The organism is Steroidobacter cummioxidans (assembly GCF_003104955.1).
Genome location: NZ_LSRW01000012.1, coordinates 315,508 through 336,437 on the forward strand (window position 1 = coordinate 315,508; position 20,930 = coordinate 336,437).

A 20,930-nucleotide genomic window follows, 5' to 3' on the forward strand; every position below is an offset into this window, starting at 1 on the left:
TCAACGGATTTATCCGGCGACGAGACCACGGCGTTACTACCACGGGCATCAGAGTAATCGGCTCCGAACCGATTGGCCGGGGGTTCGCTTCAATCAGGCCACAACCGCAACACCGCGGAAATCCGCATCTGCAGCCTTGAAATAGAACCCAAGCCTTTGCCTCAGCGGGGCTGCAGCAACGCGGCTGCGGGACACGATCAGGTTGACGATAACGTCATGAACATCGTAACCGCCTCAACGAAGCTGACGATTACATCGAAGCATCACGTGACACCATGCGGTGGGCGATATGGACAACATCACGACCCGCCTGTCTCATTGATACCGCGATGCAATAGGAGAGATCCATGAGGCCACAATGATAACTCGGCGGATATGTGGCAAACGCACGCGGAGGACCGATTTCCGTATCGATGCCTTACTAAAGTCGCCGCGACAACCGACCCGAGCAGGCAAGCAAATGAGCTAAATGCGGACCTTCAATGAGGTCGCGGCGTATGCCACCATCACGTCGTCAATTTGCACGGCTTCCTTGCTTCTCTTGCGACTTCAATGAGATCGCTGCGATCACCGAACTGCTTGACATGGACGACGGCGGCGCCGCGCCGCTTCCATAAGACCGCAGCGACACCGCTGCGGCAACTATCCCGCGTGGCACCGCATGACTTGCGCCGGCTGTTACTTCAATAAGGCCGCAGCGGCAGCACCGCCGCGGTAAAACCAGACCTGATTTTTTAAAGAGCAACAGATCGCGAGCGCCGCCCTCGAATATCTCATCGACCCACACTCCGCGACGAGATCAGCCGCTAACGACACTCCGAGAGCGAATCGCACGTGCCGGACGAAGCACGGCGTAGCCTTGACCAAACACGAATTTGGAAGACTCGAACACCGCTTCGATGCCAGAGCGCAATCCTTGGCCACATCTCCAACCTTTGGCACCCACCTGCAAAAGTGTCGTCAGCTCCGGCGCATCGATGGGCTTTGAGAATATGGGCCAGCAGAAGTATTGATCACGCCCTCGCCGTGCGAAGCCGATTGTTTGCGGCCTGCCTTCGTTGCTCATCGCCGGCATTGTGGGCAGCGCCCAAAATGCCAGCAGCACTGCGCCCGCAATACAGGAAGGCTTTTCCGACGTGGGAGCGAAACTACGCAGCGCGTGCAGCCGTTCCGTATTCGGATCCCAACCGAGACTATGCGAGCGCACTCGGTAGCGCCAAGGCCCGAACACTGCCTCTTGAAAGATTGCTTCTGGAGATGTTCGTGCTTGCGCGAGAATCTCGCGCAGCCCACCAAGAAAAGACTGTTGGCCCGACACCATGTAAAACGCCGATGGCTTGACCAGGCCTTTCTGAGTATCGACAGCACCATCGGCGACCAGCGAAGACAGGAATTCAGAGCGTACCGAAGGGCTAGCTGTGATAGCTTTGTCCAGTGCTTTGACATAGGCCGAGCGTTCCATTCGAACGTCGGTTGCCCAACCCAAGGCTTCATCCAAATCATTCGTCTTTAGCCAATGCGAAAGAACTTCGATCAACTTGGCCTCATCGGTGACGACTGACGACTCGAGGGATGCAATCCAGTCATCACGCTGCACAAATGCGAGCTTCGCGAGAGGATCGATGGCACTCACGAGCCGCAACAGACCGAAACTGGCCAGTGCACCCAGCGGGTGGGACCCGATCAGTGCAGACAACGTCAGCGACTTCATCGGGACTGACTCATTTCAATTTCCTCCGCTGATCGCATCCAGTCCGCGAGCCTCAGGATCGACTCGAGATATGCGATTCCCCAGGGACCGTAGCGGCGATTCATACGCCAGAACAGCGCGGCCCAGCCCGACCCCAGAGATCCCAGTCCTGGCGCTCCCTCGAATGAGTACGTCTGGCCGGCCAATTCGATAGTAAAGGCAGTTCCTTCATCGTTTCGATCTGGCATCAAGGCGCGCCCTCGCCCGTGATGCGTCCCACCCAGATAGACCACCAAGTCCGGATCGGCGACCTCTTTCATCAGTTCCGGATACAGACGAAGCAATGCCGCCGAATAGGCTTCATGCCTCTCCATCGATTCCGAGGGTTCGAGCCTGGAGCGTCGCGAACCTTTGGCCAGAAGCTGGCCGGGGAAGATTCCGACATCTCCTGCGCGTAGTCTTTGCTGAGTTCTTGGATCGGCCTTACCCACGTCGTGGAATTCACCTGCGCACGCCAGGTGCTCCACATGTTCCTCGCCCAAGCAAAGCGCCTCCGCGAGCTTGCGCGCATGCGCTGCCACGCCAGAGCTGTGTTCTTTCAACAGGACGGGAACGGTGTTGCTCGATGAGAAATCCTCATCGGACGCGTCGTTTGGCTTCACAGAAGCTTCTGCGACAACAAGAGCATGCAGCTTTCCATTCGCGCTCACCACGACATCGATTACCGGCTTCCTCCTAAGCCATGCATCAGGAGCAACGAGATCCGAGATCTGTTCGAGCAGGAACGCCAACAACTCCCCGGCTGACGACTGATCGCTTCGCTGCTCCTGTAGTGCAGTCCAGATCGAGTCCCTGCGCTCACTGCCCACGCCGATGGCCTCGAGCCAGCGCTCGGTGATCACAACAAGGTCAGACTTCTTCAAGGCACGGCGCGCGTCGGCGCTTAGATCAATAACGGCTTTGTTGTAGTCAGGGGCGAAGCCAAACTGATCGCATCCACCATACGTGCTCGGTACCGCGAGGGTATCGCCAGGCCTAATTTCTCCAGCAAACGCATGCTCCCATCTTTCAGCAGATCGGCGCAGCACTAAGCGGGGCTTTGCGACAGCCTCGTTGGCTGCTTCCCCCTCTGAAACACCTTCGACGTCGGCCAGACCTGTTTCATCCGCCCGTCCCAGCAGCCAAGCACGCACATCTCTCAACGGCAACGAAAGTGATTCGAGGCTGGTCGGCGGGTTCAGCGTAAGCAGGCTCGTCGCGACACCAAGTTCCGAGGCATCAAGGACCGGCTCGTCGCCCGTTACAGGAAGTTCGGCGCGCCATATAACCTGGACATCCGCGAGACCGGACTCCAGCCCATGAAGTAACGCGTGGACATCTGGCTCGAACATCGGCCGCGGCGATGTCTGGGAAAGCAAGTCGACATGCGCCGGGGTCAGCAATAGCCGATCGCGCAGTGGGGAATTCATTGCCGTCATGTCGACCGCCTTCGTGAGTCGCTGCATCGAGGCGATGGAAAAATCGACCGTTGGAACCCCGGCGACTTCACTTGCAACGGTATTGAGCCAAGACCAGGTGTAGTTGAGCGCCTCACCATATACTGGGTCGCCCCCTGCCTCGTCGCAGCTTCCCACGATTACTGCCTGAGCTTTGCGAAACTCGCCCAAGCGATCCAGCCTACCGAATCGTTGCCGCAAGGCATCCATGGCCGCGCACTCCGTCACCAGTCCCTGGAAATCGAGATCCGCGCCCACTTCGATCGTCTGTGTCGCTACGACAATCAAGCCTCGGTCGTGCACTTTGTTAGCAGTGCCTGCAGCCGCGCGCTCTACGACTCGCGTCGCAACAGCATCGCGATCAAGCGGCCGGCTCCGGCCAATCATCAGCTCGAGGTCGAAGCCGCCGTCTTTCTTCTCAGCCCAAAGATGCTGATATAGGGCTCGCGCCGTGCGCACGCGATTTACGATCACTGCGACGGCTGGAGCCGGTGTCCGTGAACATCGATACAGGTCAAGTGTCTCCCGCAACAGAGCCTTCACTCGATCTGGGGTTCGCATCGGCGCCTCTACCAGTCGTGCCGGCTTCTTCGCAGTTCGCCGCGCGGTTAGTTCCTTATTGGCAAGGTCATCCCGATCCAGCTTGAAAGGAATGCCCTTCGTGTTTGCCGTCGCACTGAGCGGTACCAGCTTCACTGGTTGCACGGAGCTCAGCGGACGCTCTGCCTGAGACTGCCTTGCACGAATCGCGCTGACGGTTTCCATGAATGGAGCGCTAAGATGGGCTTCATCTAGCAGCAATAATGAGTCATGACCAAGCAAGCCCGCATGGATCGGGTATGCGTAGGGGCTCATCCCATAGCCGCGAAAAAGCAGACGCGAACCGATTTGATCCACGGTCGATGTGATAATCATTGGCTGAGCCGGACCGAACTGAAATGATCGTTCTCGAGGCATGCCACCTCGCAATTTTTCGTGTGTCAAAGGATGGGCGCCACCGAGGCCTTTTAGAGCCGCAGCAACGCGCCTCACGGCGGCCGTCTTTGGACTCTCCAGTGCCGCGCAGAGCTTCTGTGCTCGTTTGGCAGTCGAATCCACGATGATGCGGCGATCGACCACGAATACGATTCGCCGAGGAGCGAGCCACGGCTTACCACGTTCGGCACACCAAGCGAGGTGAAACAATGCGATGTCCAGACATGCGGTCTTGCCACTCGCCGTTGGCAGATCGATCAGGTCGGGCCAGGCATGGTCCTCAATAAGCTGCGTCGCGAGTCGCTCTTGCCATGGGAACGGCTCATGTCCATGCACATCGCAGAAGAAATCGACGAAATTGAGGCGCTTCATCGCTTTGACTTCCTCAGCGGCATACAAAGCCCAAGCCCGATAAATCGACCGGCTCCCAACATGAGCGGACCACGCACACGTTCGCCGAATCTGATCACCGCATGCCGCCGCACCTTGCCGTCCACCTGCTTGGAGCGACCGTGGAAGTCACGTTCAGTCGGTGCACCAGAGATTGCAGATACACATCCAAGTCGCACTTCTACGGGAGCCGGCAAGCCGATTCGCTCGCACGCCATCGCTATTACTGCTTCAACACCTGCTCCATTCTTTTTCGGATGCCTGTCGAGCACGATCGGCGTTACGCTCGCCCACACATCGGACTCTTGCGTGTAGACGCTGAAGTCCAGCGCTTTCAGCTCGCCGCGCGAGAACGGATCGATATAACGCACCGTCATCGACCCAAGGGGCCCAAGATGAAGTTGCCACGGCCCTGCCAATGCAGCTCGCAGCTTTCGGCGCTCCGCGGTGCTTGCTGTCGATGGGAGCACGAAGGCGATCCCCTTCAGCGCTCCGTCCGCGTGACCAGAGTCGACGAAGCCCAACGGCAGAATTGCCAGGTGGGGCTGGCGAGTCATCTTTCCCTCAGCGTCGTGACCACACAGCAGCTCCGATACGGAAGAGCCAAACCGCGCCAGCAAGGCGTTGCGCACGTGCTGGATCAAGGGCAGCGTCGAATCCAAACCCAATCTCGGCCCACCCTCCAGCGCTACCACCAACGCGTTCTCAGAGAAGATGCTGCGCCTGACGAGACTCGGCCGCTGATAGGACTGAAAACGCCCTAAGGGCGGCTGAATACTTTCATCTATTTCACGCAGTTCATGGGTAGTAACCAGACGATCAAAACGCCCAGACGAAGGAACACGTAGCGAAATCTCCCCCTGGTTGGTGGGACAGAGCGATGGTTGGACGGGCTGCTCGCGCAGACATGCACGCACCGGAGAAGAGCTGTGACCGACGTAGGTCAAGTTCTCCACTAGCCCTCTAAGAGCCGCACGATGCTGTTCGAGCCCCGGCGCACAGGGCCATTGAAAGACAACGACAGGATCCCCAGGAACCGCCGCGGGGAAGAACCGCTCCTGACGCGTGCGGCGATCCAGAACATGCCGAAAGTCATTCTTGTCCTTAACGGCCTTCGTCACCTCATCATTCACGGGTACGAAGTAGCTGGGCGAGCTTCGTAGTGAGGCAGACAAATCGGCCTTGATCTCGGGTGGGGGCAACCCCTCGAGCCACCGCAGCGCCTGTTCCTGGTTATCTCCTTGTTCGCCCAACTCGCCATAAGCCGCCACCAGTGCAGAGAACAATCGCTGCGGATGCGGTGGCCATTCTGCCTGCGTCCGATCCATCACCTGGCTGATCACAGCGCGCCCCATGAGGAACTCGACCTCTATGGCCAACATCGCTCAACCTCCGAGCGACTGGATCTGGCGACTTTTCCTCACCAGGTCAACGAGCTTCTGCTGCGGACGAAGCACGACCGGCTTGGCACTCCAAGGGAGTCCTGCCTTCTTCGCCTTTGCAACCGCATCCTCGTACGCGGTCAGTGCTGAGGCGCGATCCACCTTGAGGGTCGAGGAAGAGCCATCGGCATTGAGGATCTCAAGTTCCTGCAAGCCATCCGCGACCAGCCCACAGCGCGATCGCAGCCAGTATCCACGTTCGCGACCGGCCGTGATCGCAACCAATGACAAAGCAGCCAGCGCAACCCTTGCGGCGTGGTCAGGATCCCCTTTGCTAGCGACGGGGAATCTCAATCTACGCAAAGCAGTCAAAGACACCACGGTGGTCTGAAGGGCATAGTCCACCGTGACTCCTCCCTTGAGAGGCAATCGCTGAGACTGAACAGCGCCGTTGGAATCAACGGTCTGACGCGTTCCCTGCTCCACTTTCAGCAAGATGCTGCCGTGGTTTACCTCGGAAGGCCGTGTTCCTTTGGCGCGCTCCTTTTTTCCAACCGCCGACTTTCCGACCAGGGACCAGTCACCTTGGGGGTCGATCGCAATCTCCGCTTCGGCACTGACCCTGAGTGGACATTGACGAACACCACCCTGTGTCGAGCCCCATTCAGCATCGATGCCAACGATCTCACTCGTCACGGCGCGCGCAAATCTATTGCCTCCTCCTCCCGCCGCCCCCGTGGAGTCCCAGCACCCGAACAACAGAGCCGATGGCGAGCTTCCGAATAGTGCCGTGGCATTTCTGACGTTTGCAGTGGCGAGCTGTTTGTACAGCTCCGATTTCGAGAACGGCTTGCCATTGCTGGTATTGCTGTCACGAAAAATGGCATCGAACACTCGATGCGGGGCGGCGAGCGTGCAGATCTCCCCAATGTCCTCCAACTCGCCATCAAAGCGCGACACCAAGCGAGGCAACTCTATCAACCCGGTCGCCGCGAGTTCCACCAGGGCTTCTTCCAGGCGATTGGCCTGAGAGGAAACGGAATCGAGCAACACACATGGAACGCTTTTCCCATCGATCCGTCGCTGTTCCCAGCAATAGGTTCCGCCGGCGAATGTCGGTGGGAAGATTTTGTCGCCAGCCCCTCCTTCGGGAAGCAGCCTCTGGCGCAAACGAATTGCCACAGCGGATCGTACGATGTTACTTAGGTTCATCATCTGCTCCGTGTCGTTAGAATGTTCTCTGGGCGCAGACAGACATTGGGCAAGCACCGGTAGTTACCCGACGCTCAAATCGTCACTTACGCCACGGAGGAAAAGAGCGCGCGACGGGTGTGCCTATACCCCTGTATTGACCTTTAGTCGGCAGGAGGCATAGCGTCCAAGCTCCTTTGTGAGCAGGACAAAAATCCGTCGGACTCGGCGCGACCACAGGTAGTCCGCAAGAGAATCGAAGCGTCCTGACTCAATGAGGCCGCGGCGTTCTCGCCGCGATCACCGGCGGTTGCCACGATCGCACACTGGGTCCAAGCGACGCTTCAATGAGACCGCGGAGTCATCGCCGCGATCACGACAAAGGCACGCGCAACACGCTCGTCTTGGAGCGCCTTCAATGAGGCCGCAGCAATCACGCCGCGGGCACCTGTTGTGGCAGTTACAAAAAAACAGCTCAGCAGAGCTTCAATGAAGCCGCAGCGTCATCACCGCGAACGCGTGCCGACAGCACCGGCAAGTGACTTCGTTGTTAGCCCAATTCAGCGGTCACGTGACCTCCGTGATGATTTTCTCTGTTGCTTGTCACCTCGCGCCCCACCAGTCGGATCGTTCGACTGTCGCCCACGGTGGGAACTCATGCTGCAACGAATCTGCGACCTCCCTTGCACCTCAATATCCAGTCGCACTTTGTCGCCGTATCGGACTTTCTTACTTGTTGGTTTCACTCTTTTCCCTCGCTATCACAGGGGAACTGGCGACCTGCCGTCAAGCATTCCTCGGACGCCTGCATCGAGGGATCGGATCGAAGGGTGAATTGACCCTTGTCTGCAGAGCTTTTAAAGGAAATCTCAAGTTGGCGCGTCCACCGAAAGCCGCCATACTCGCCTCATGCCGCCCGCCTCCCTCAGCATCGAAATCAAACCAAACATCCGCGTATCCGCGTTGTTACAGATGCCCTCAGCTGCGAAAGCATGCTTTGTCTTCGGACATGGCGCGGGCGCGGGAATGAACCACACCTTCATGACCGATCTCGCCAACGCCCTTGAAGCGCGACAGATCGGCACGCTCCGCTACAACTTCCCTTACATGGAAAGCGGCTCAAAGCGCCCCGATCCACCAGCACTTTGTCATGCCACCGTGCGCGCAGCCGTAGAGGAAGCGCGCAAGCAGGCGCCGGGTGTGAGTTTGATCGCGGGTGGCAAGTCGTTCGGAGGTCGGATGACCTCGCAAGCTCAGGCAGCGAAGCCGTTACCCGAGGTGCGTGGGCTCGCGTTCGTGGGCTTCCCATTGCATCCAGCGAAGAAGCCCTCCACTGAGCGCGCGGCTCATCTATCGGACGTGAAGATTCCGATGCTGTTCCTGCAAGGCACGCGAGATGACCTGGCCGATCTCACACTGCTCGAGCCGATCGTGCAAAAGCTCGGCCCGAGCGCAACGATGAAGCGCATCGAAGGCGCGGATCATTCGTTTCACGTGCTGGTGCGCTCGGGGCGCAATGACCGCGAAGTGATGGAAGAGCTCGCTGATACGATCGCGAACTGGGCAGCGAAGCTCTAACGGCGGCGACCGGCTTTCGACTAGCCCACCGCCACCTTCATCGTGTTACAGATCTTGCAGAACAGCTCCGCCGTCTTCTGCGCATCGTAAGCAGCGGAATGTGCGGCGCCCGAGTCCCACTCGATGCCCGCTGCCTGCAGCGCCTTGCCGAGCACAGTCTGCCCGTAAGCAACGCCAGCGAGCGTCGCCGTGTCGAAGCTCGAAAACGGATGAAACGGATTCCGCTTGATGTCCGTGCGGGCAATCGCGGCGTTGATGAAGTTCAAATCGAAGTACGCGTTGTGACCGACCAGGATGGCGCGCGTGCAATCGTTGTCCTTCATCGCACGGCGGATTTCCTTGAACAGCCGGGTCAGCGCCTCTTTCTCCGGAATCGCCGGGCGCAGCGGATGAAACGGATCGATGCCAGTGACCGCGAGCGACGCCGGCTCGAGATTCGCGCCCGCGAACGGCTGCACGTGATAACGCCAGCTCTCACCCGGCAACAGCGAGCCGTCACCCTGGATCTCGACCAACACCGCAGCGATCTCCAGCAGCGCGTCGGTGTTCGGATTGAAGCCGCCGCACTCGACGTCGATCACCACTGGCAAAAAGCCGCGAAAGCGGCGGGCCATGGGCAGCTTGCCTTCGACTTCGACACCCGCTACATCGCTCAAGACGGAATTTCCTCGGCCAGCTGCCAGGCAACGCTCTCGCCGGCACGAAACGGCGTCAGCTCATCGTTACCAAATCGGTACACCGCAGGCGGCGTCCACGACGTGCGATTCAATGTGATTTTCGTAGTATTGCGCGGCAAGCCATAGAAGTCAGGCCCGCGCTCCGACGCGAACGCCTGCAGGCGATCCAGTCGACCGGCCGCTTCGAACGCCTCGGCGTAGAGCTCGATCGCCGCGTGAGCAGAGAACACGCCCGCGCAGCCACAAGCATTCTCCTTCGTATGACGCGCATGCGGTGCGCTATCGGTGCCGAGGAAGAACCGACGATCATCGCTGGTCGCCGCGTCCACCAGCGCCTGACGATCATGCTCGCGCTTGAGCACCGGCAGACAATAGTTGTGGGGACGAATGCCGCCCTGAAAGATCGCATTGCGGTTCAACAGCAGATGCTGCGGCGTGATGGTCGCGCCGACCCCCGCACGAGCACCTTGGACGAACTGCACCCCCTCGCGCGTCGTCACGTGTTCGAACACCACGCGCAGCTTGGGGAACTTCTCCACGATGCGCGACATGATGCGATCGATGAAAACCTTCTCGCGATCGAACACGTCGACGCTGTGCTCGGTCACCTCGCCGTGCACCTGGAACACGAGATCCGCTTCCTGCATGGCGTCGAGCACCGGGAAGATCTTTTCGATCGCAGTGACGCCGGCATCGGAGTTCGTGGTCGCGCCGGACGGATACAACTTCGCGCCGACGATGAATCCGCTGGCCTTGGCTGCGTGAATCTCCTGAGGGGATGTCGTGTCCGTGAGATACAACGTCATCAACGGCTCGAAGCGCAGCCCCTTGGGCACGGCTTGCAGGATGCGGTCGCGATACGCAGCCGCAGCGGCGACAGTCGTCACCGGCGGCTTGAGATTCGGCATGATGACCGCGCGAGCGAATTGCCGGGCGGTGAAGGGAACTACGCTGGCCAGATGGGCGCCATCGCGCACGTGCAGGTGCCAGTCGTCGGGGCGAAGCAGAGTCAGCTGAGTCATGCGGGGAGTTTAACGGACGCGAGCGAAGGAAGCTGCGCCCGGGGATGCCCTCCGCCTCAAGGCGGAGGGCAAAAAGGAAAGGATCAACCGGAGGCCTGGGCTGCCTCGCCGATGAGCTTCTGCAGCTCGCCGCTCTTGTACATCTCGATGATGATGTCAGAGCCGCCAACCAGCTCGCCGTTTACGTACAGCTGCGGGTAGGTCGGCCAGTTCGAGTATTGCTTCAGCGCTTCGCGCAGCTCCGGATCCTCGAAGATGTTGACGTGCGCGAACTCGGCGCCCACGGCACCCAGGGCACGCACAGCGGCCGCGGAGAAGCCGCACTGGGGAAAGTCAGGCGTGCCCTTCATGTACAGCACGACCGGGCTGGAGGACAGCTGCGACTTGATGCGTTCGATGACGTCCATACAAACCTCGATTAAAGCCAAAGACGGTTCACGGGGCGGCCTGGCTGCGCCGCTGATGCGCCCGGTCGACGACCTGGCGCCGCTGCTCCTCCGTCATCCGCGACCACTGAGCGATCTCGTCAAGGGTACGTCCGCAGCCAACGCAGACCTGCTGTGCATCGAGTACACAGACCTTGATACAGGGAGAAGCAATGGCCGGAGATGGGGGCGACAACGACATGACGGAAGGGGCTGACAATTGAATTATGGGGATGCCTACCCTATTCTTCAAACGCTTTTTGCTGACAAATGCCGTAGTCCCAGGGCTGGCAAGTCGCATGGACGCGGCGAGAACGAAGAACAACCGGCGGTTTAGCGAGGAGTACGGTCATGCATCCACTGACTTCGGTGCGCGGGGCCATTATCTCGGCTTTCGTGCTAGCCATCATTCTGTCAGTCATTCTCACCACCACCCTGGTCGGCGCCGATGGGCTGGGCCTGCACCACACCCGGATCGATCGCTGGCTGCACATCGTGTCGGGCGTCATGTGGATTGGCCTGCTCTACTACTTCAATGTCGTTCAGATGCCGGCCCTGGCCGATGCCACCGCCGATAAAGGCGGCCCGGGCGGCGCCGGCATCGCCAAATATGTCGCCCCGCGGGCGCTCTGGTGGTTCCGCTGGGCCGCGGTGCTCACCTGGGTCACTGGCGCCTACTTCCTGCTGTTCGGATATGGCAGCCCGGTGGCCATGCACAAGGCCTTCATGCTGCAAGAGGGCTTCGTGACCATCGGCGTCGGCGCCTGGCTGGGGACCTTCATGCTGCTCAATGTCTGGGGCGTGATCTGGCCGAATCAGAAAAAAATACTCGGCATCAAGCCAGCCACGGATGAGGAAAAGGCCAAGGCGCGCAAGCTCGCCCTGTACGCCTCGCGCGTGAATTTCATCCTGTCCGTGCCAATGCTGATGTGCATGGGCGGCCAGAGCCACGGCCTGCCCTTCTAGCCCGGCGGTCCTGCCTCGATCGCGATCAGAGCCTGGCTCCGGCCGGGCTCTGCCGTTTTGGCCCGAGGGCAATACAGCGTATCTTTCGCATCTCGCGTTCGAGGACCCAGCATGTCGATTGCCCCGCCCAGCTCCGAATACATCTCCCGCACCGTCAGCACTGCCCTCGAGGAAGACGTTGGCGCGGGCGATTTGACCGCGCAATTGATTCCGGCCGATCGCGTTTCGAAAGCGACCGTCATCACACGTGAGGACGCGACGCTGTGCGGTCGCGCGTGGTTCGACGAAGTGTTTCGTCAAATCGATTCGAGCGTGCAGGTCACTTGGAAAGCTGCGGACGGTGATCGCGTGCGCGCGAATCAGTTGCTTTGCGAATTGTCGGGCCCGTCACGATCGCTCCTGACCGGCGAGCGGACGGCGCTGAATTTCCTGCAATGCTTGTCTGCGGTGGCGACCGAGACGACTCGCTACGTCGAGGCGTTGAAGGGAACGCAATGCCGCGTGCTCGATACGCGCAAGACGATTCCTGGCTTGCGGCTGGCGCAGAAGTACGCCGTACGCTGTGCGGGCGGCACGAATCATCGCATCGGTTTGTTCGACGCGATCCTGGTCAAAGAGAATCACATCGCGGCGGCCGGTTCGATCGCAGCGGCGGTCGCCGAGGCGCGAAAGGTCAACAGCAAGGTGATGGTGGAAGTCGAGGTGGAGAATTTCGACGAGCTACAGCAGGCGCTGGCCGCGAAGGTGGATCGCATCCTGCTCGACAACTTCTCCAACGAAGACATGAAGAGCGCGGTGCGTATCACGCGAGGGCACGAGAATAAGGGCATCGAGTTGGAAGCGTCGGGCAACATGTCGTTGGAGACACTGCGCGCCGTTGCGGAGACAGGAGTCGATTTCATCTCCGTGGGCGGGCTCACCAAGCATGTAAGAGCCGTCGATCTGTCGATGCGCTTCGCCTAAGCCCTTTAGAACGCCTCGCTGCCGGAGGCGAGCTTCATCACTCGCTGCGGCGTCGCTATGCCGTAGCCCTGCGCGTAGTCCACGCCCAGGCTGCGGAGCATTTCGATGATCTCGACGTTCTCGGCGAACTCGGCAATGGTCTGCTTGCCGGTGAGATGGCCGATTTCATTGATCGAGCGCACCATCTCGCGATCGATCGGGTCGTGCAGGATTTCCTTCACGAAACTGCCGTCGATCTTCAGGAAGTCCACCGGGAAGTGCTTCAGGTAACCGAACGACGACAGGCCCGTGCCGAAGTCGTCCAGGGCGAAGCGGCAACCCAGCTCCTTCAGCGCATGAATGAAGCGGTTCGCCTGCGAGAAGCTCGCGATGGCCGCGGTCTCGGTGATCTCGAAGCAGATCTTCGAGGCATCGATGCCGCTGCGATGGAAATGATCGATGACGAACGGCAGGAACTTGTCGTCGCCCAGACTCTGACCCGACAGGTTGATGGAGCACAGCTCCAGCTTCTCGCGCTCATCGGCTTCGGACACCAGCCAGCGCAGCGCATGCTCGATCATCCAGCGGTCGATGTTCGGCGTCAGGCCGTAGCGTTCCGCCGCGACGATGAACTGATCCGGCGCCACGATCTTGCCCGCCTCATCGCGCATACGAAGCAGCAGCTCGTAATGCAGTCCGTGCGCATCCTTGTGCTGTAGCGGCTGAATGACCTGGCGAAAAATCTCGAAGCGATTGTCTTCCAGCGCGTTGTTGATGCGCGCGGCCCACTGCATTTCGCGGCGGCGACGCATCAAGTCGATGTCGTTTTCCTGGAAGCTGTAAATGCGATTGCGACCGCTTTCCTTCGCAGCGGCGCATGCGCTGTCCGCGGCGGAAATGAGCGACGCCACATCCTCGTTCTCGGGCGACAGCGGCACCACGCCGATGCTGGCACCGAGCCGGAACGTGCGCTCTTCCCAAACGAACTTGTAGTTGCGGATCGCCTCGCGGAGCATTTCGGCGTTGCGCACCGCTTCTTCGAGCGAGCAGCTCTCGAGCAGCACGCCGAACTCATCACCACCGAGCCGCGACACCGTATCGCGCCAGCGAATCTTCGACTTGAGCAATGCGCCGACCTGGCCGAGCAAAGCGTCGCCCGCGCTGTGGCCGCAGTTGTCGTTGATGATCTTGAACTGATCGAGATCGATGTGACACAGCGCGTAGGACGCTTCGCGAGCCTTGGAGCTCTTCAGAGCGCGCTCCAGGCGCGACTCGAACTCACGACGATTGACCAGACCCGTGAGGATGTCGTGGCTGGCGTGATAGGAGAGTTTGCGATTCAGCTCGCGGCTCTCGCTCACGTCATGGAACACCAGCACGCCGCCGGACACGTTGCCCGCGCCATCGCGAATCGGCGAGGCGCAGCTCTCGATGTACAGCTCATTGCCGTCGCGACGAATCAGCAGCGTCGGACGGACCGACTTGATCGCGCGCGTGCGACGAATCGCGACCGCCAGTGGATTCTCCAGCGGCTCGCAAGTCTCTTCATGGAAGCTGCGGTAGATCTCATCGATGACGCGGCCCTGCGCGTGCTCGAGGCGCCAGCCGGTGAGCTGTTCAGCAACCGGGTTGAGGTATTCGATGCGGCACTTCGAATCGGTGGTAATCACACCGTCGCCGATGGACTGCAACGTGATCTGCGCGCTCTCCTTCTCCTTGAACAGCGCTTCCTCGTACAGCTTGCGCTCGGTGACATCGAGATCGACGCCGACGATCCGACGCGCGCGACCATGCTCATCGAGGCGCGCCTTGGCGCGACTCTCCACCCACAGCCACACGCCATCGCGATGACGCAGGCGGTGCACGCTCTCGAACAAAGGCTCCTTGCCGGACAAGTGGTCGCGCAACGCCATGCTCACGCGCACCGTGTCATCCGGATGTAACAATTGTTGCCAGTCGATCAGCGGTTCAGCTTCGTCGTCGCTATAGCCGAGCATCGCTTTCCAGCGCGGCGAGAACCAGGTCTTCTGGGTATCGACTTCGAAGTCCCACAAACCATCGTTCGCACCGTGCAACGCCAGCTCATTGCGCTCTTCGAGCTGATGGAAATGCCGCTGGTAGCGCAACCTTTCGACGCCGCTCGAATAACTGGAGCCGAGCAGCTTGAGCATCAAATGCAGGTTGGCGTCCCACGAGTCACGCGGCAGCGTCGAGCACAGCGCGATGAAAGCCTGAACGCGTCCCTGCAGGGCCACGCCGACGATCAACGCGGCGCCAATATGTAAAGAAGCGAAGCGCGTCCCCTCGGGGATCAGCTCTCGCCGCGGGCGCGTCGAATCGCGGATCTCGACGATGCGCAGATGACCGAGTTTGTTACGAAGATATGGCAAACGCTCCAGCGGCTCGCCATGGAACACGATGGGATTGAACGTCGCGAACAAGCCGCTGGCTGCGACCACGTGCTCGATGCTCTGGTGAGCTTCATCGAAGGTGGCGATGACGATCGCATCGAGGCCGGCCGATTCGCGCAGCGCCTCGAGATTCTGTTTCAGCAGCGGATCATCGCGCTCGGACGTGAGATTCTGAAAATCGATGGATGCCTTGGTGAGCAGGACATCCAGCCCCACCCTCGTATTACGGCGCGGACGCGCGGTAAACAACGTATCGCCGCTCGGGGCGGAGATCAGCGGTCCATGCTCTGTCGGGTTGCTTGCCACTTGCGGCGCACGTCAATGAGTGGCGGGCGCCAAGCCGCAAGGACACGGGCTCAACCACGGGCCGCGATTCGTATCGTTCGCCATTCAGGGCACCCTCCCGAACCGAAACTTTTTTGCGCGCCGCCGGCACTGCGTTGCTGAGCATATATGAATAGCAATGCGGCGATCGTCCGATTGTGGCACAGCAAATTATGCGATGAAAAGCACAGCGCCCAGTGTCGCACCCCAATCTCGACGCCAAACAGCGACATTTCTCTGTGCAGGCCGTACGCAATCCGACGGAACCTCCGTCAGATGCATGCCTCATTCGAACGGCAGGGATTCCCGGATGCGAATCGGCGGCGGATTTCTCAGGATCAGCCAGCGCACACCGAACAGGTCGACGATGCCCACCCACAGGCGGTTGCTCAGCCCGTACTTCGAGATTCCGCGAGTGCGTGGCCGGTGGCGGACGGGAACGGAGACCACGCGGGCGCCGGCGCGCTGATACAGGGCCGGTAGGAAACGGTGCATGTGGTTGAACCAGGGCAGCCGCATGAACGTGGCGCGATGCATGAGCTTGATGCCGCAGCCCGTGTCCGGGGTGCCATCGCGAAGCAGCCCGCCGCGTACTCGATTCGCCACACGTGACGAAAAACGGCGCAGCCACGTGTCTTTTCTTGTGGTGCGATTGCCCATCACGAGCTTGGGGGAGTCCTCGCCCGCCGTGACTGCTTTGATCAATTCCGGGATGTCGGCCGGGTCATTCTGACCATCGCCGTCCAGGGTCGCGACCCATTCGGCCCGGGCCGCCTCGACGCCGGTGCATACCGCCCGGCTCTGACCGCAACGCTGGGAGTGCTCCAGCAGACGGATTTCCGGGATGCCGCCGGCGTGTGCCGCATGCACGGCCGCGACGGTGCCGTCGGTGCTGCCGTCGTCGACGAAAATGATCTCGAAGGGCTGATGATTGACCAGGGCGACCTGGATTTCGCGGGCCAGCGGCCCGACATTGTCAGCCTCATTGCAGACTGGAATGACGACGGAGAGTTTCATGCGCGGCGCGGATTATAGACCAGGCAGGTTGGACGTCTGGTCGGGCAAAACCAATCGACTTATGCTGACCCAATGAACGAGCACCGGCACGGGCACGGCCACGATCATGGACGGGAGCATGAAGATCACCCTGCTCACGAGCATGGCCACGATCACGATCACGACCACACCGCAGGCGCCAGCGGCACCATCCTGGGCATCGCTTTCGCGCTGACCGCGCTGTTCATGGTGGTCGAATTCGCCGGCGGCGTGCTGGCGAACTCGCTCGCCCTGGTCGCAGACGCCGGCCACATGCTCACCGATGCCGCCGCCCTGGCACTCGCCTGGGCAGCAGTGCGTATCGCGACCCGACCCGCCGACGCCAAACGCTCGTTCGGTTATCAGCGCCTGCGCGTGCTGGCCACTTTCGTCAACGGCTGCGCCCTGCTGTTCATCGTCGCCTGGATCGCGTTCGAAGCCGTCATGCGTTTGTTGAACCCTGTGCCCGTGAATGCGACCGCCATCCTGTGGATCGGCAGCCTCGGGCTGGCGGTCAACCTCATCGTCTTCGCGATGCTGCGCCGGGGCGACTCGCACGACATGAACCTTTCGGCGGCGAGCTTGCATGTGCTCGGCGATCTGCTGGGCTCGGTCGCAGCGATCGTCGCGGCGGTGATCATTCTGTGGACCGGCTGGATGCCCATCGATCCGCTGCTGTCATTGCTCGTGAGCGCGCTGATCGTGAAGAGCGCCGTCTCGCTGGTGCGACGGTCAGCGCACATCCTCATGGAAGGCTCGCCGGAGTGGCTCGATCACAGCGAGCTGCGTCGTACGCTGGAGCAGAAGATTCCGGCCATTCGCGACGTACACCACGTGCACACGTGGTCGGTCGGCCCGCATGAAACATTGCTCACCATGCACGCGCTGGTGAATGGCGCGGCGGATCAGGAGATGGTGCTGAAAGACACCAAGGCGCTGTTGGCGGAGCGCTTCGGTATCACGCACACGACGATTCAGATCGAAGTGGCAGATTGCGTCGACAAGGAGTGCGCGGAAGAGGCGCCGATCAAGCGCGATCGCGTCGCCGGCTAGCGTTCATGTAAGGCGCGTTCAGCGATTTTGAACGCCTCGTGCAGCCGCCGTTCCAGTTCCTTCTGCGCGGCTTCCATTTCTTCCTCCGTCATTCGTTTCGGCGGAAAGTACGGCTCGCCGATCGCGATGCGCAGTCGCGCGAACGGCCAGGGAACGACGAACTTGTCCCAGGTCCTGAGCAACTTTGCAGGGCTGGCCGCGTAGGCGATCGGCACCACCGCTTTGCCACTGATCTGCGCTGTGAAGATTGCGCCGGGCTTCATGACGAAACGCGGCCCGCGCGGACCATCGGGCGTAATGGTCGGTGAAATACCTTCCTTGACGATCGCGTTATACACACCGCGCACGGCTCGCACGCCAGTGTATGAGCCCGAGCCTCGAACCACATGGCAGCCGTACAACTCCGCGAGCATGGTCGGCGCCTGACCATCCACCGACGGCGAGATCATGAAGCCGGGCTTCATGCCTTTGAGCTTGTTCGAGGCCATGAAGCGCGCGCACATCAGCAGGTGCTGATGCCAGAACACCGGCACCACGGCGCCTTGCTCTTTCAACAATGTTTCCAGCCGATCCAGATGGACGACCTTCAGCCGGCTGGTCCGCCACAGCACTTCGAGCAGCAACGCCCCCAGATAGGTGGCGAGCCGATAGACGAACATGCGTCCCGGCGTCAGCTGGCGTTGCGATTTGGTTCGCTTGGGCCGCGTCGGCGGCGCACTTTCTCCTGACATCGATGTGAGTTTACTGCAAAGGCTAGCCGCCCTGCTGCAGTTGGGCGTTCAGCTCGATTTCCTTGCCGTCGCGCCACACTTTGAGGCGCACGGTATCGCCGGGTTTGTAGTCGTCCAGTCGTGCGGACAACAAAGCGCCGCTGTCCACTTCCTTACCGTTGACGGCAACGATGACGTCGCCAGGAATAATGGTATTGCGCCGTTCGACGCGAACCCCGCGCAAGCCTGCACGATCTCCCGTACTGCCCTGGCGCACGCGAAGAATCGCCGCACCACGAACGCCGAATTGACGCGCGACCGCGCGACTCAGCACCTCATCCACGTCGATACCCAGGCTCGGCGGCGCATAGCGACCGTTCGCAATGAGCTCCGGCACGACCCGGTTGATCGTGTCCACGGGCACCGCGAAACCGATGCCGGCGCTGGCGCCCGACGGGCTGAAGATCGCGGTGTTCATACCGATCAGCCGACCGGCGCTATCGAGCAACGGGCCGCCCGAGTTGCCGGGATTGATGGCGGCATCCGTCTGGATCAGATGCTGGATGACGCGACCGTCCTCCTCGTTGAGCGCACGATCCAGCGCCGAGACGATGCCCGTCGTCAGCGTCCAGTCGAGCCCGAACGGATTGCCGATCGCGAAGACTTTCTGACCGACTTGAACATCGCCACTGCTGCCGACAGGAATCGGCGCCGGCGAATCTTTTGCTGCGGCGATTTTCAGAACCGCGATGTCATGCGTCTCGCTGCCGCCGACGAAGGTCGCTTCGAAATCGCGGCCGTCGGCAAGTTTCACGACCGCGCTGCTGCCACCCTGGATGACATGCAGATTCGTGACGACGTGACCCTGCTCATCCCAAATGAAGCCCGAGCCGGTGCCCCGCGGCACGGTCATGACATTGCGGGTCCAGTAGTCGAGCACGCGCTCCTGGGTCGAGATGAAAACCACCGAGCCCTTGGCCGCCTCGAACAAACCGATGACGGCTTGTTCGTCCGCCATGAGCTCGCGCCGGGGGACGACGGGCCGAGGCGCGGCACTGGCAGTGAGTCGATGCACCGTGTCGGAGCCGAGATACCAGGCGCCATACGCAGCAAGCGCCAGCACGATGAGCCGAGTGATATTCCGCCACCGCGAGCGCCCGGATGCTTGCATCGTTATGAGGCGTAAGTGCTTGATGGGAAATGGTGCCGACTCGCGGAATCGAACCGCGGACCCACGCATTACGAATGCGTTGCTCTACCAGCTGAGCTAAGTCGGCACCGAGAGAAACCGATGCGGCACCGGGGAGCCCCGGTGCGGCGGGGTGCGAAGTATAGGGGAAGAAGTTGCGAGCGAACAGGCGCCGCAATCAACTTGTGCGTGCTAAGCCGACGGCTCGGCCGGGCGCTTCTTGCGCAGACGGATCACGACCTCGATCGCCTCCGCCTCCATGCCCTCGGGCAATGTCGGAAAACGACTGAAGGCAATGTCGTTGGGATCGATGTCCTGCAGCTCACCGGTCTCCAGGTCATGGAAGTGGTGATGGGGCACGATGGTCGAGTCGTACACCGAGCGCTCCGGATCCAGGTGGATCTGGCGCACCAGGCCGCGCTGGGCCAGCACTTTGAGGGTGTTGTAGACCGTGGCCTTCGACACCCGCTCGCCGCCCCGGCGAATCTCCGCCAGGATCTGCTCGGCCGTCATGTGGGTCGGCGCCACCATCAGGATCTCGGCCACTCGCACCCGCTGATGAGTGGGCTTGAGGCCGTGCAGGTGCAGCTGCTCGATGATCCGATCGCGCGTCGGCCCCTCGGCGCAGACCACCGGGTCATGCTGAGGGTTGCGTCCGGGGTTGTACTCGGAAGTCACTTAAGAACCCGCCAAATAACTTGAGCCCAGCATACATCGGCATGCGTCCGGAGGCGAGAAACTAGGTAATAAAGGCTAAAAATCGACATTTGAGGGCAAGGATGAGTCGTTATGTTGGCTATCCCTTGAAGCGAGGGATCGCGCATGGCCCGAGCCTGTCCATCGGTATCCAGGGCAGGATTCAGCCTGCTCGAGCTGCTGGTCACCCTGTCGGTGGCCGGCATTCTGCTGGGGTTGGCGGCCCCGGTCTTCAACGGCATGTTGCTCGACTCGCAGCGAACCGTGGCAGTGAACTCCTTTGTCCACAGCATCTACCTGGCTCGCATAACCGCGGCTACCCAGGCTCGCACGGTCAGCATCTGCCGCTCGATCGACGGCGAGACCTGCAGCAACGCCACCGCCGATTGGCAGCACGGCTGGATCGTGTTCTTGAATACGAATCGGGACGATCCACCCGTGCGGGACGCAAACGAGCGGATTCTTGCGGTTCAAGCAGCCTGGCGCGGCGGAACGATCACTTCGAATCGCCGCAGCTATTCATTCAGACCGTATCAACATGCCGTGGTCAACGGCACCCTGGTGTTCTGTGACCGTCGCGGACCGGCCCAGGCGCGCGCCATCATCATCAACACTGCCGGCCGTCCCCGGATTGCGACACGAGACTCCGACAATCGCCCTTTACGCTGTCCCAACGGATAGCCATCATGCTCGCGTATGGGAGGATCAATTACGCCATTGCGCGGTCGCCATTACACGCGCGGCTTCAACACTGTCTCTTATACACATCTGACGCTGC

Annotated in this window: 18 protein-coding genes and 1 tRNA gene; 5 read left to right on the forward strand and 14 right to left on the reverse strand. The window is 60.8% G+C overall.

Going from position 1 to position 20,930, the window contains the following annotated elements; translation table 11 throughout:
* Positions 1 to 799 precede the first annotated feature (799 nt).
* From D0550_RS08630 to cas7g, 4 genes are read right to left on the reverse strand one after another with little or no spacing between them, the layout of a single operon-like run.
* Positions 800 to 1,711 carry a type I-G CRISPR-associated protein, Cas3-extension family gene (locus D0550_RS08630; protein ID WP_116808704.1) on the reverse strand — a complete coding sequence of 304 codons (912 nt, stop codon included), beginning with the start codon at positions 1,709 to 1,711 and terminating at the stop codon, positions 800 to 802.
* Positions 1,708 to 4,533 (reverse strand): type I-G CRISPR-associated helicase/endonuclease Cas3g, encoded by a 2,826-nt coding sequence (gene cas3g / locus D0550_RS08635; RefSeq protein WP_116808705.1) that lies wholly within the window; start codon positions 4,531 to 4,533, stop codon positions 1,708 to 1,710. The genes D0550_RS08630 and cas3g overlap by 4 nt, the downstream gene beginning before the upstream one ends.
* Positions 4,530 to 5,933, reverse strand: coding sequence for a type I-G CRISPR-associated protein Csb2 (gene csb2, locus D0550_RS08640; RefSeq protein WP_116808706.1), 1,404 nt, complete (start codon positions 5,931 to 5,933; stop codon positions 4,530 to 4,532). Before csb2 ends, cas3g begins: the two co-directional genes overlap by 4 nt.
* A gap of 3 nt (positions 5,934 to 5,936) precedes the next feature.
* Positions 5,937 to 7,115 (reverse strand): type I-G CRISPR-associated RAMP protein Csb1/Cas7g, encoded by a 1,179-nt coding sequence (gene cas7g, locus D0550_RS08645; protein ID WP_161965716.1) that lies wholly within the window; start codon positions 7,113 to 7,115, stop codon positions 5,937 to 5,939.
* A 918-nt stretch (positions 7,116 to 8,033) separates the two neighbouring features.
* Between cas7g and D0550_RS08650 the strand changes: the two genes are divergently transcribed.
* Positions 8,034 to 8,702, forward strand: a complete 669-nt coding sequence (locus D0550_RS08650) for an alpha/beta hydrolase family protein (RefSeq protein WP_116808708.1) — start codon at positions 8,034 to 8,036, stop codon at positions 8,700 to 8,702.
* 20 nt (positions 8,703 to 8,722) lie between these two features.
* On the opposite strand, the gene rnt is transcribed toward D0550_RS08650, so the two are convergent.
* From rnt to D0550_RS08670, 4 genes are all read right to left on the reverse strand, one after another.
* A complete protein-coding gene (gene rnt / locus D0550_RS08655; RefSeq protein ID WP_116808736.1) occupies positions 8,723 to 9,316 on the reverse strand; it encodes a ribonuclease T in 594 nt (197 codons plus the stop codon).
* 38 nt (positions 9,317 to 9,354) lie between these two features.
* Complete coding sequence (gene pyrC, locus D0550_RS08660) at positions 9,355 to 10,401, reverse strand: dihydroorotase (protein WP_116808709.1); 1,047 nt, start codon at positions 10,399 to 10,401, stop codon at positions 9,355 to 9,357.
* Positions 10,402 to 10,484: 83 nt separating this feature from the next.
* Complete coding sequence (grxD, locus tag D0550_RS08665; protein WP_116808710.1) at positions 10,485 to 10,808, reverse strand: Grx4 family monothiol glutaredoxin; 324 nt, start codon at positions 10,806 to 10,808, stop codon at positions 10,485 to 10,487.
* 28 nt (positions 10,809 to 10,836) lie between these two features.
* Complete coding sequence (locus tag D0550_RS08670; RefSeq protein WP_322109528.1) at positions 10,837 to 11,127, reverse strand: DUF1289 domain-containing protein; 291 nt, start codon at positions 11,125 to 11,127, stop codon at positions 10,837 to 10,839.
* Between the two features lie 206 nt (positions 11,128 to 11,333).
* Between D0550_RS08670 and D0550_RS08675 the strand changes: the two genes are divergently transcribed.
* Positions 11,334 to 11,792 (forward strand): urate hydroxylase PuuD, encoded by a 459-nt coding sequence (locus D0550_RS08675; protein WP_414717275.1) that lies wholly within the window; start codon positions 11,334 to 11,336, stop codon positions 11,790 to 11,792.
* 111 nt (positions 11,793 to 11,903) lie between these two features.
* Positions 11,904 to 12,755, forward strand: a complete 852-nt coding sequence (nadC, locus tag D0550_RS08680) for a carboxylating nicotinate-nucleotide diphosphorylase (RefSeq protein WP_116808712.1) — start codon at positions 11,904 to 11,906, stop codon at positions 12,753 to 12,755.
* A gap of 5 nt (positions 12,756 to 12,760) precedes the next feature.
* Here the strand turns inward: nadC and D0550_RS08685 are convergent, their stop codons facing one another.
* Positions 12,761 to 15,451: an EAL domain-containing protein gene (locus tag D0550_RS08685; protein WP_116808713.1), complete on the reverse strand. Its 2,691-nt coding sequence runs from the start codon at positions 15,449 to 15,451 to the stop codon at positions 12,761 to 12,763.
* A gap of 303 nt (positions 15,452 to 15,754) precedes the next feature.
* Positions 15,755 to 16,486 carry a glycosyltransferase family 2 protein gene (locus tag D0550_RS08690; protein ID WP_116808714.1) on the reverse strand — a complete coding sequence of 244 codons (732 nt, stop codon included), beginning with the start codon at positions 16,484 to 16,486 and terminating at the stop codon, positions 15,755 to 15,757.
* A 72-nt stretch (positions 16,487 to 16,558) separates the two neighbouring features.
* Here D0550_RS08690 and D0550_RS08695 point away from each other — a divergent pair, with 72 nt between their 5' ends.
* The gene (locus D0550_RS08695) at positions 16,559 to 17,557 is read left to right on the forward strand and encodes a cation diffusion facilitator family transporter (protein ID WP_174842479.1); all 999 of its coding nucleotides are present in this window, start codon (positions 16,559 to 16,561) and stop codon (positions 17,555 to 17,557) included.
* On the opposite strand, the gene D0550_RS08700 is transcribed toward D0550_RS08695, so the two are convergent.
* The 4 genes from D0550_RS08700 to D0550_RS08715 all read right to left on the reverse strand — a co-directional run bounded on the left by D0550_RS08700 (position 17,554) and on the right by D0550_RS08715 (position 20,134).
* The gene (locus D0550_RS08700; protein ID WP_116808715.1) at positions 17,554 to 18,288 is read right to left on the reverse strand and encodes a lysophospholipid acyltransferase family protein; all 735 of its coding nucleotides are present in this window, start codon (positions 18,286 to 18,288) and stop codon (positions 17,554 to 17,556) included. The genes D0550_RS08695 and D0550_RS08700 overlap by 4 nt on opposite strands.
* 22 nt (positions 18,289 to 18,310) lie before the next feature.
* Positions 18,311 to 19,438 (reverse strand): S1C family serine protease, encoded by a 1,128-nt coding sequence (locus D0550_RS08705; protein ID WP_116808716.1) that lies wholly within the window; start codon positions 19,436 to 19,438, stop codon positions 18,311 to 18,313.
* Positions 19,439 to 19,468: 30 nt separating this feature from the next.
* Positions 19,469 to 19,544: transfer RNA gene (locus D0550_RS08710), tRNA-Thr, on the reverse strand.
* Positions 19,545 to 19,648: 104 nt separating this feature from the next.
* Positions 19,649 to 20,134 (reverse strand): Fur family transcriptional regulator, encoded by a 486-nt coding sequence (locus D0550_RS08715; protein ID WP_116808717.1) that lies wholly within the window; start codon positions 20,132 to 20,134, stop codon positions 19,649 to 19,651.
* Between the two features lie 144 nt (positions 20,135 to 20,278).
* On the opposite strand from D0550_RS08715, the gene D0550_RS08720 reads away from it, so the two are divergent.
* Positions 20,279 to 20,833 carry a GspH/FimT family pseudopilin gene (locus D0550_RS08720; protein ID WP_116808738.1) on the forward strand — a complete coding sequence of 185 codons (555 nt, stop codon included), beginning with the start codon at positions 20,279 to 20,281 and terminating at the stop codon, positions 20,831 to 20,833.
* Positions 20,834 to 20,930: the final 97 nt, after the last annotated feature.

What these genes read in the sequence shown, in the direction of transcription:
- D0550_RS08670 (WP_322109528.1), bottom strand. Translation starts at nt 11,127, where the DNA reads ATGCGACTTGCCAGCCCTGGGACTACGGCATTTGTCAGCAAAAAGCGT.
- D0550_RS08695 (WP_174842479.1), top strand. Translation starts at nt 16,559, where the DNA reads ATGAACGAGCACCGGCACGGGCACGGCCACGATCATGGACGGGAGCAT.
- D0550_RS08700 (WP_116808715.1), bottom strand. Translation starts at nt 18,288, where the DNA reads ATGTCAGGAGAAAGTGCGCCGCCGACGCGGCCCAAGCGAACCAAATCG.
- D0550_RS08690 (WP_116808714.1), bottom strand. Translation starts at nt 16,486, where the DNA reads ATGAAACTCTCCGTCGTCATTCCAGTCTGCAATGAGGCTGACAATGTC.
- nadC (WP_116808712.1), top strand. Translation starts at nt 11,904, where the DNA reads ATGTCGATTGCCCCGCCCAGCTCCGAATACATCTCCCGCACCGTCAGC.
- D0550_RS08720 (WP_116808738.1), top strand. Translation starts at nt 20,279, where the DNA reads ATGGCCCGAGCCTGTCCATCGGTATCCAGGGCAGGATTCAGCCTGCTC.
- csb2 (WP_116808706.1), bottom strand. Translation starts at nt 5,933, where the DNA reads ATGTTGGCCATAGAGGTCGAGTTCCTCATGGGGCGCGCTGTGATCAGC.
- D0550_RS08705 (WP_116808716.1), bottom strand. Translation starts at nt 19,438, where the DNA reads ATGCAAGCATCCGGGCGCTCGCGGTGGCGGAATATCACTCGGCTCATC.
- grxD (WP_116808710.1), bottom strand. Translation starts at nt 10,808, where the DNA reads ATGGACGTCATCGAACGCATCAAGTCGCAGCTGTCCTCCAGCCCGGTC.
- D0550_RS08675 (WP_414717275.1), top strand. Translation starts at nt 11,334, where the DNA reads ATGTGGATTGGCCTGCTCTACTACTTCAATGTCGTTCAGATGCCGGCC.
- cas3g (WP_116808705.1), bottom strand. Translation starts at nt 4,533, where the DNA reads ATGAAGCGCCTCAATTTCGTCGATTTCTTCTGCGATGTGCATGGACAT.
- rnt (WP_116808736.1), bottom strand. Translation starts at nt 9,316, where the DNA reads ATGGCCCGCCGCTTTCGCGGCTTTTTGCCAGTGGTGATCGACGTCGAG.
- D0550_RS08630 (WP_116808704.1), bottom strand. Translation starts at nt 1,711, where the DNA reads ATGAAGTCGCTGACGTTGTCTGCACTGATCGGGTCCCACCCGCTGGGT.
- D0550_RS08650 (WP_116808708.1), top strand. Translation starts at nt 8,034, where the DNA reads ATGCCGCCCGCCTCCCTCAGCATCGAAATCAAACCAAACATCCGCGTA.
- pyrC (WP_116808709.1), bottom strand. Translation starts at nt 10,401, where the DNA reads ATGACTCAGCTGACTCTGCTTCGCCCCGACGACTGGCACCTGCACGTG.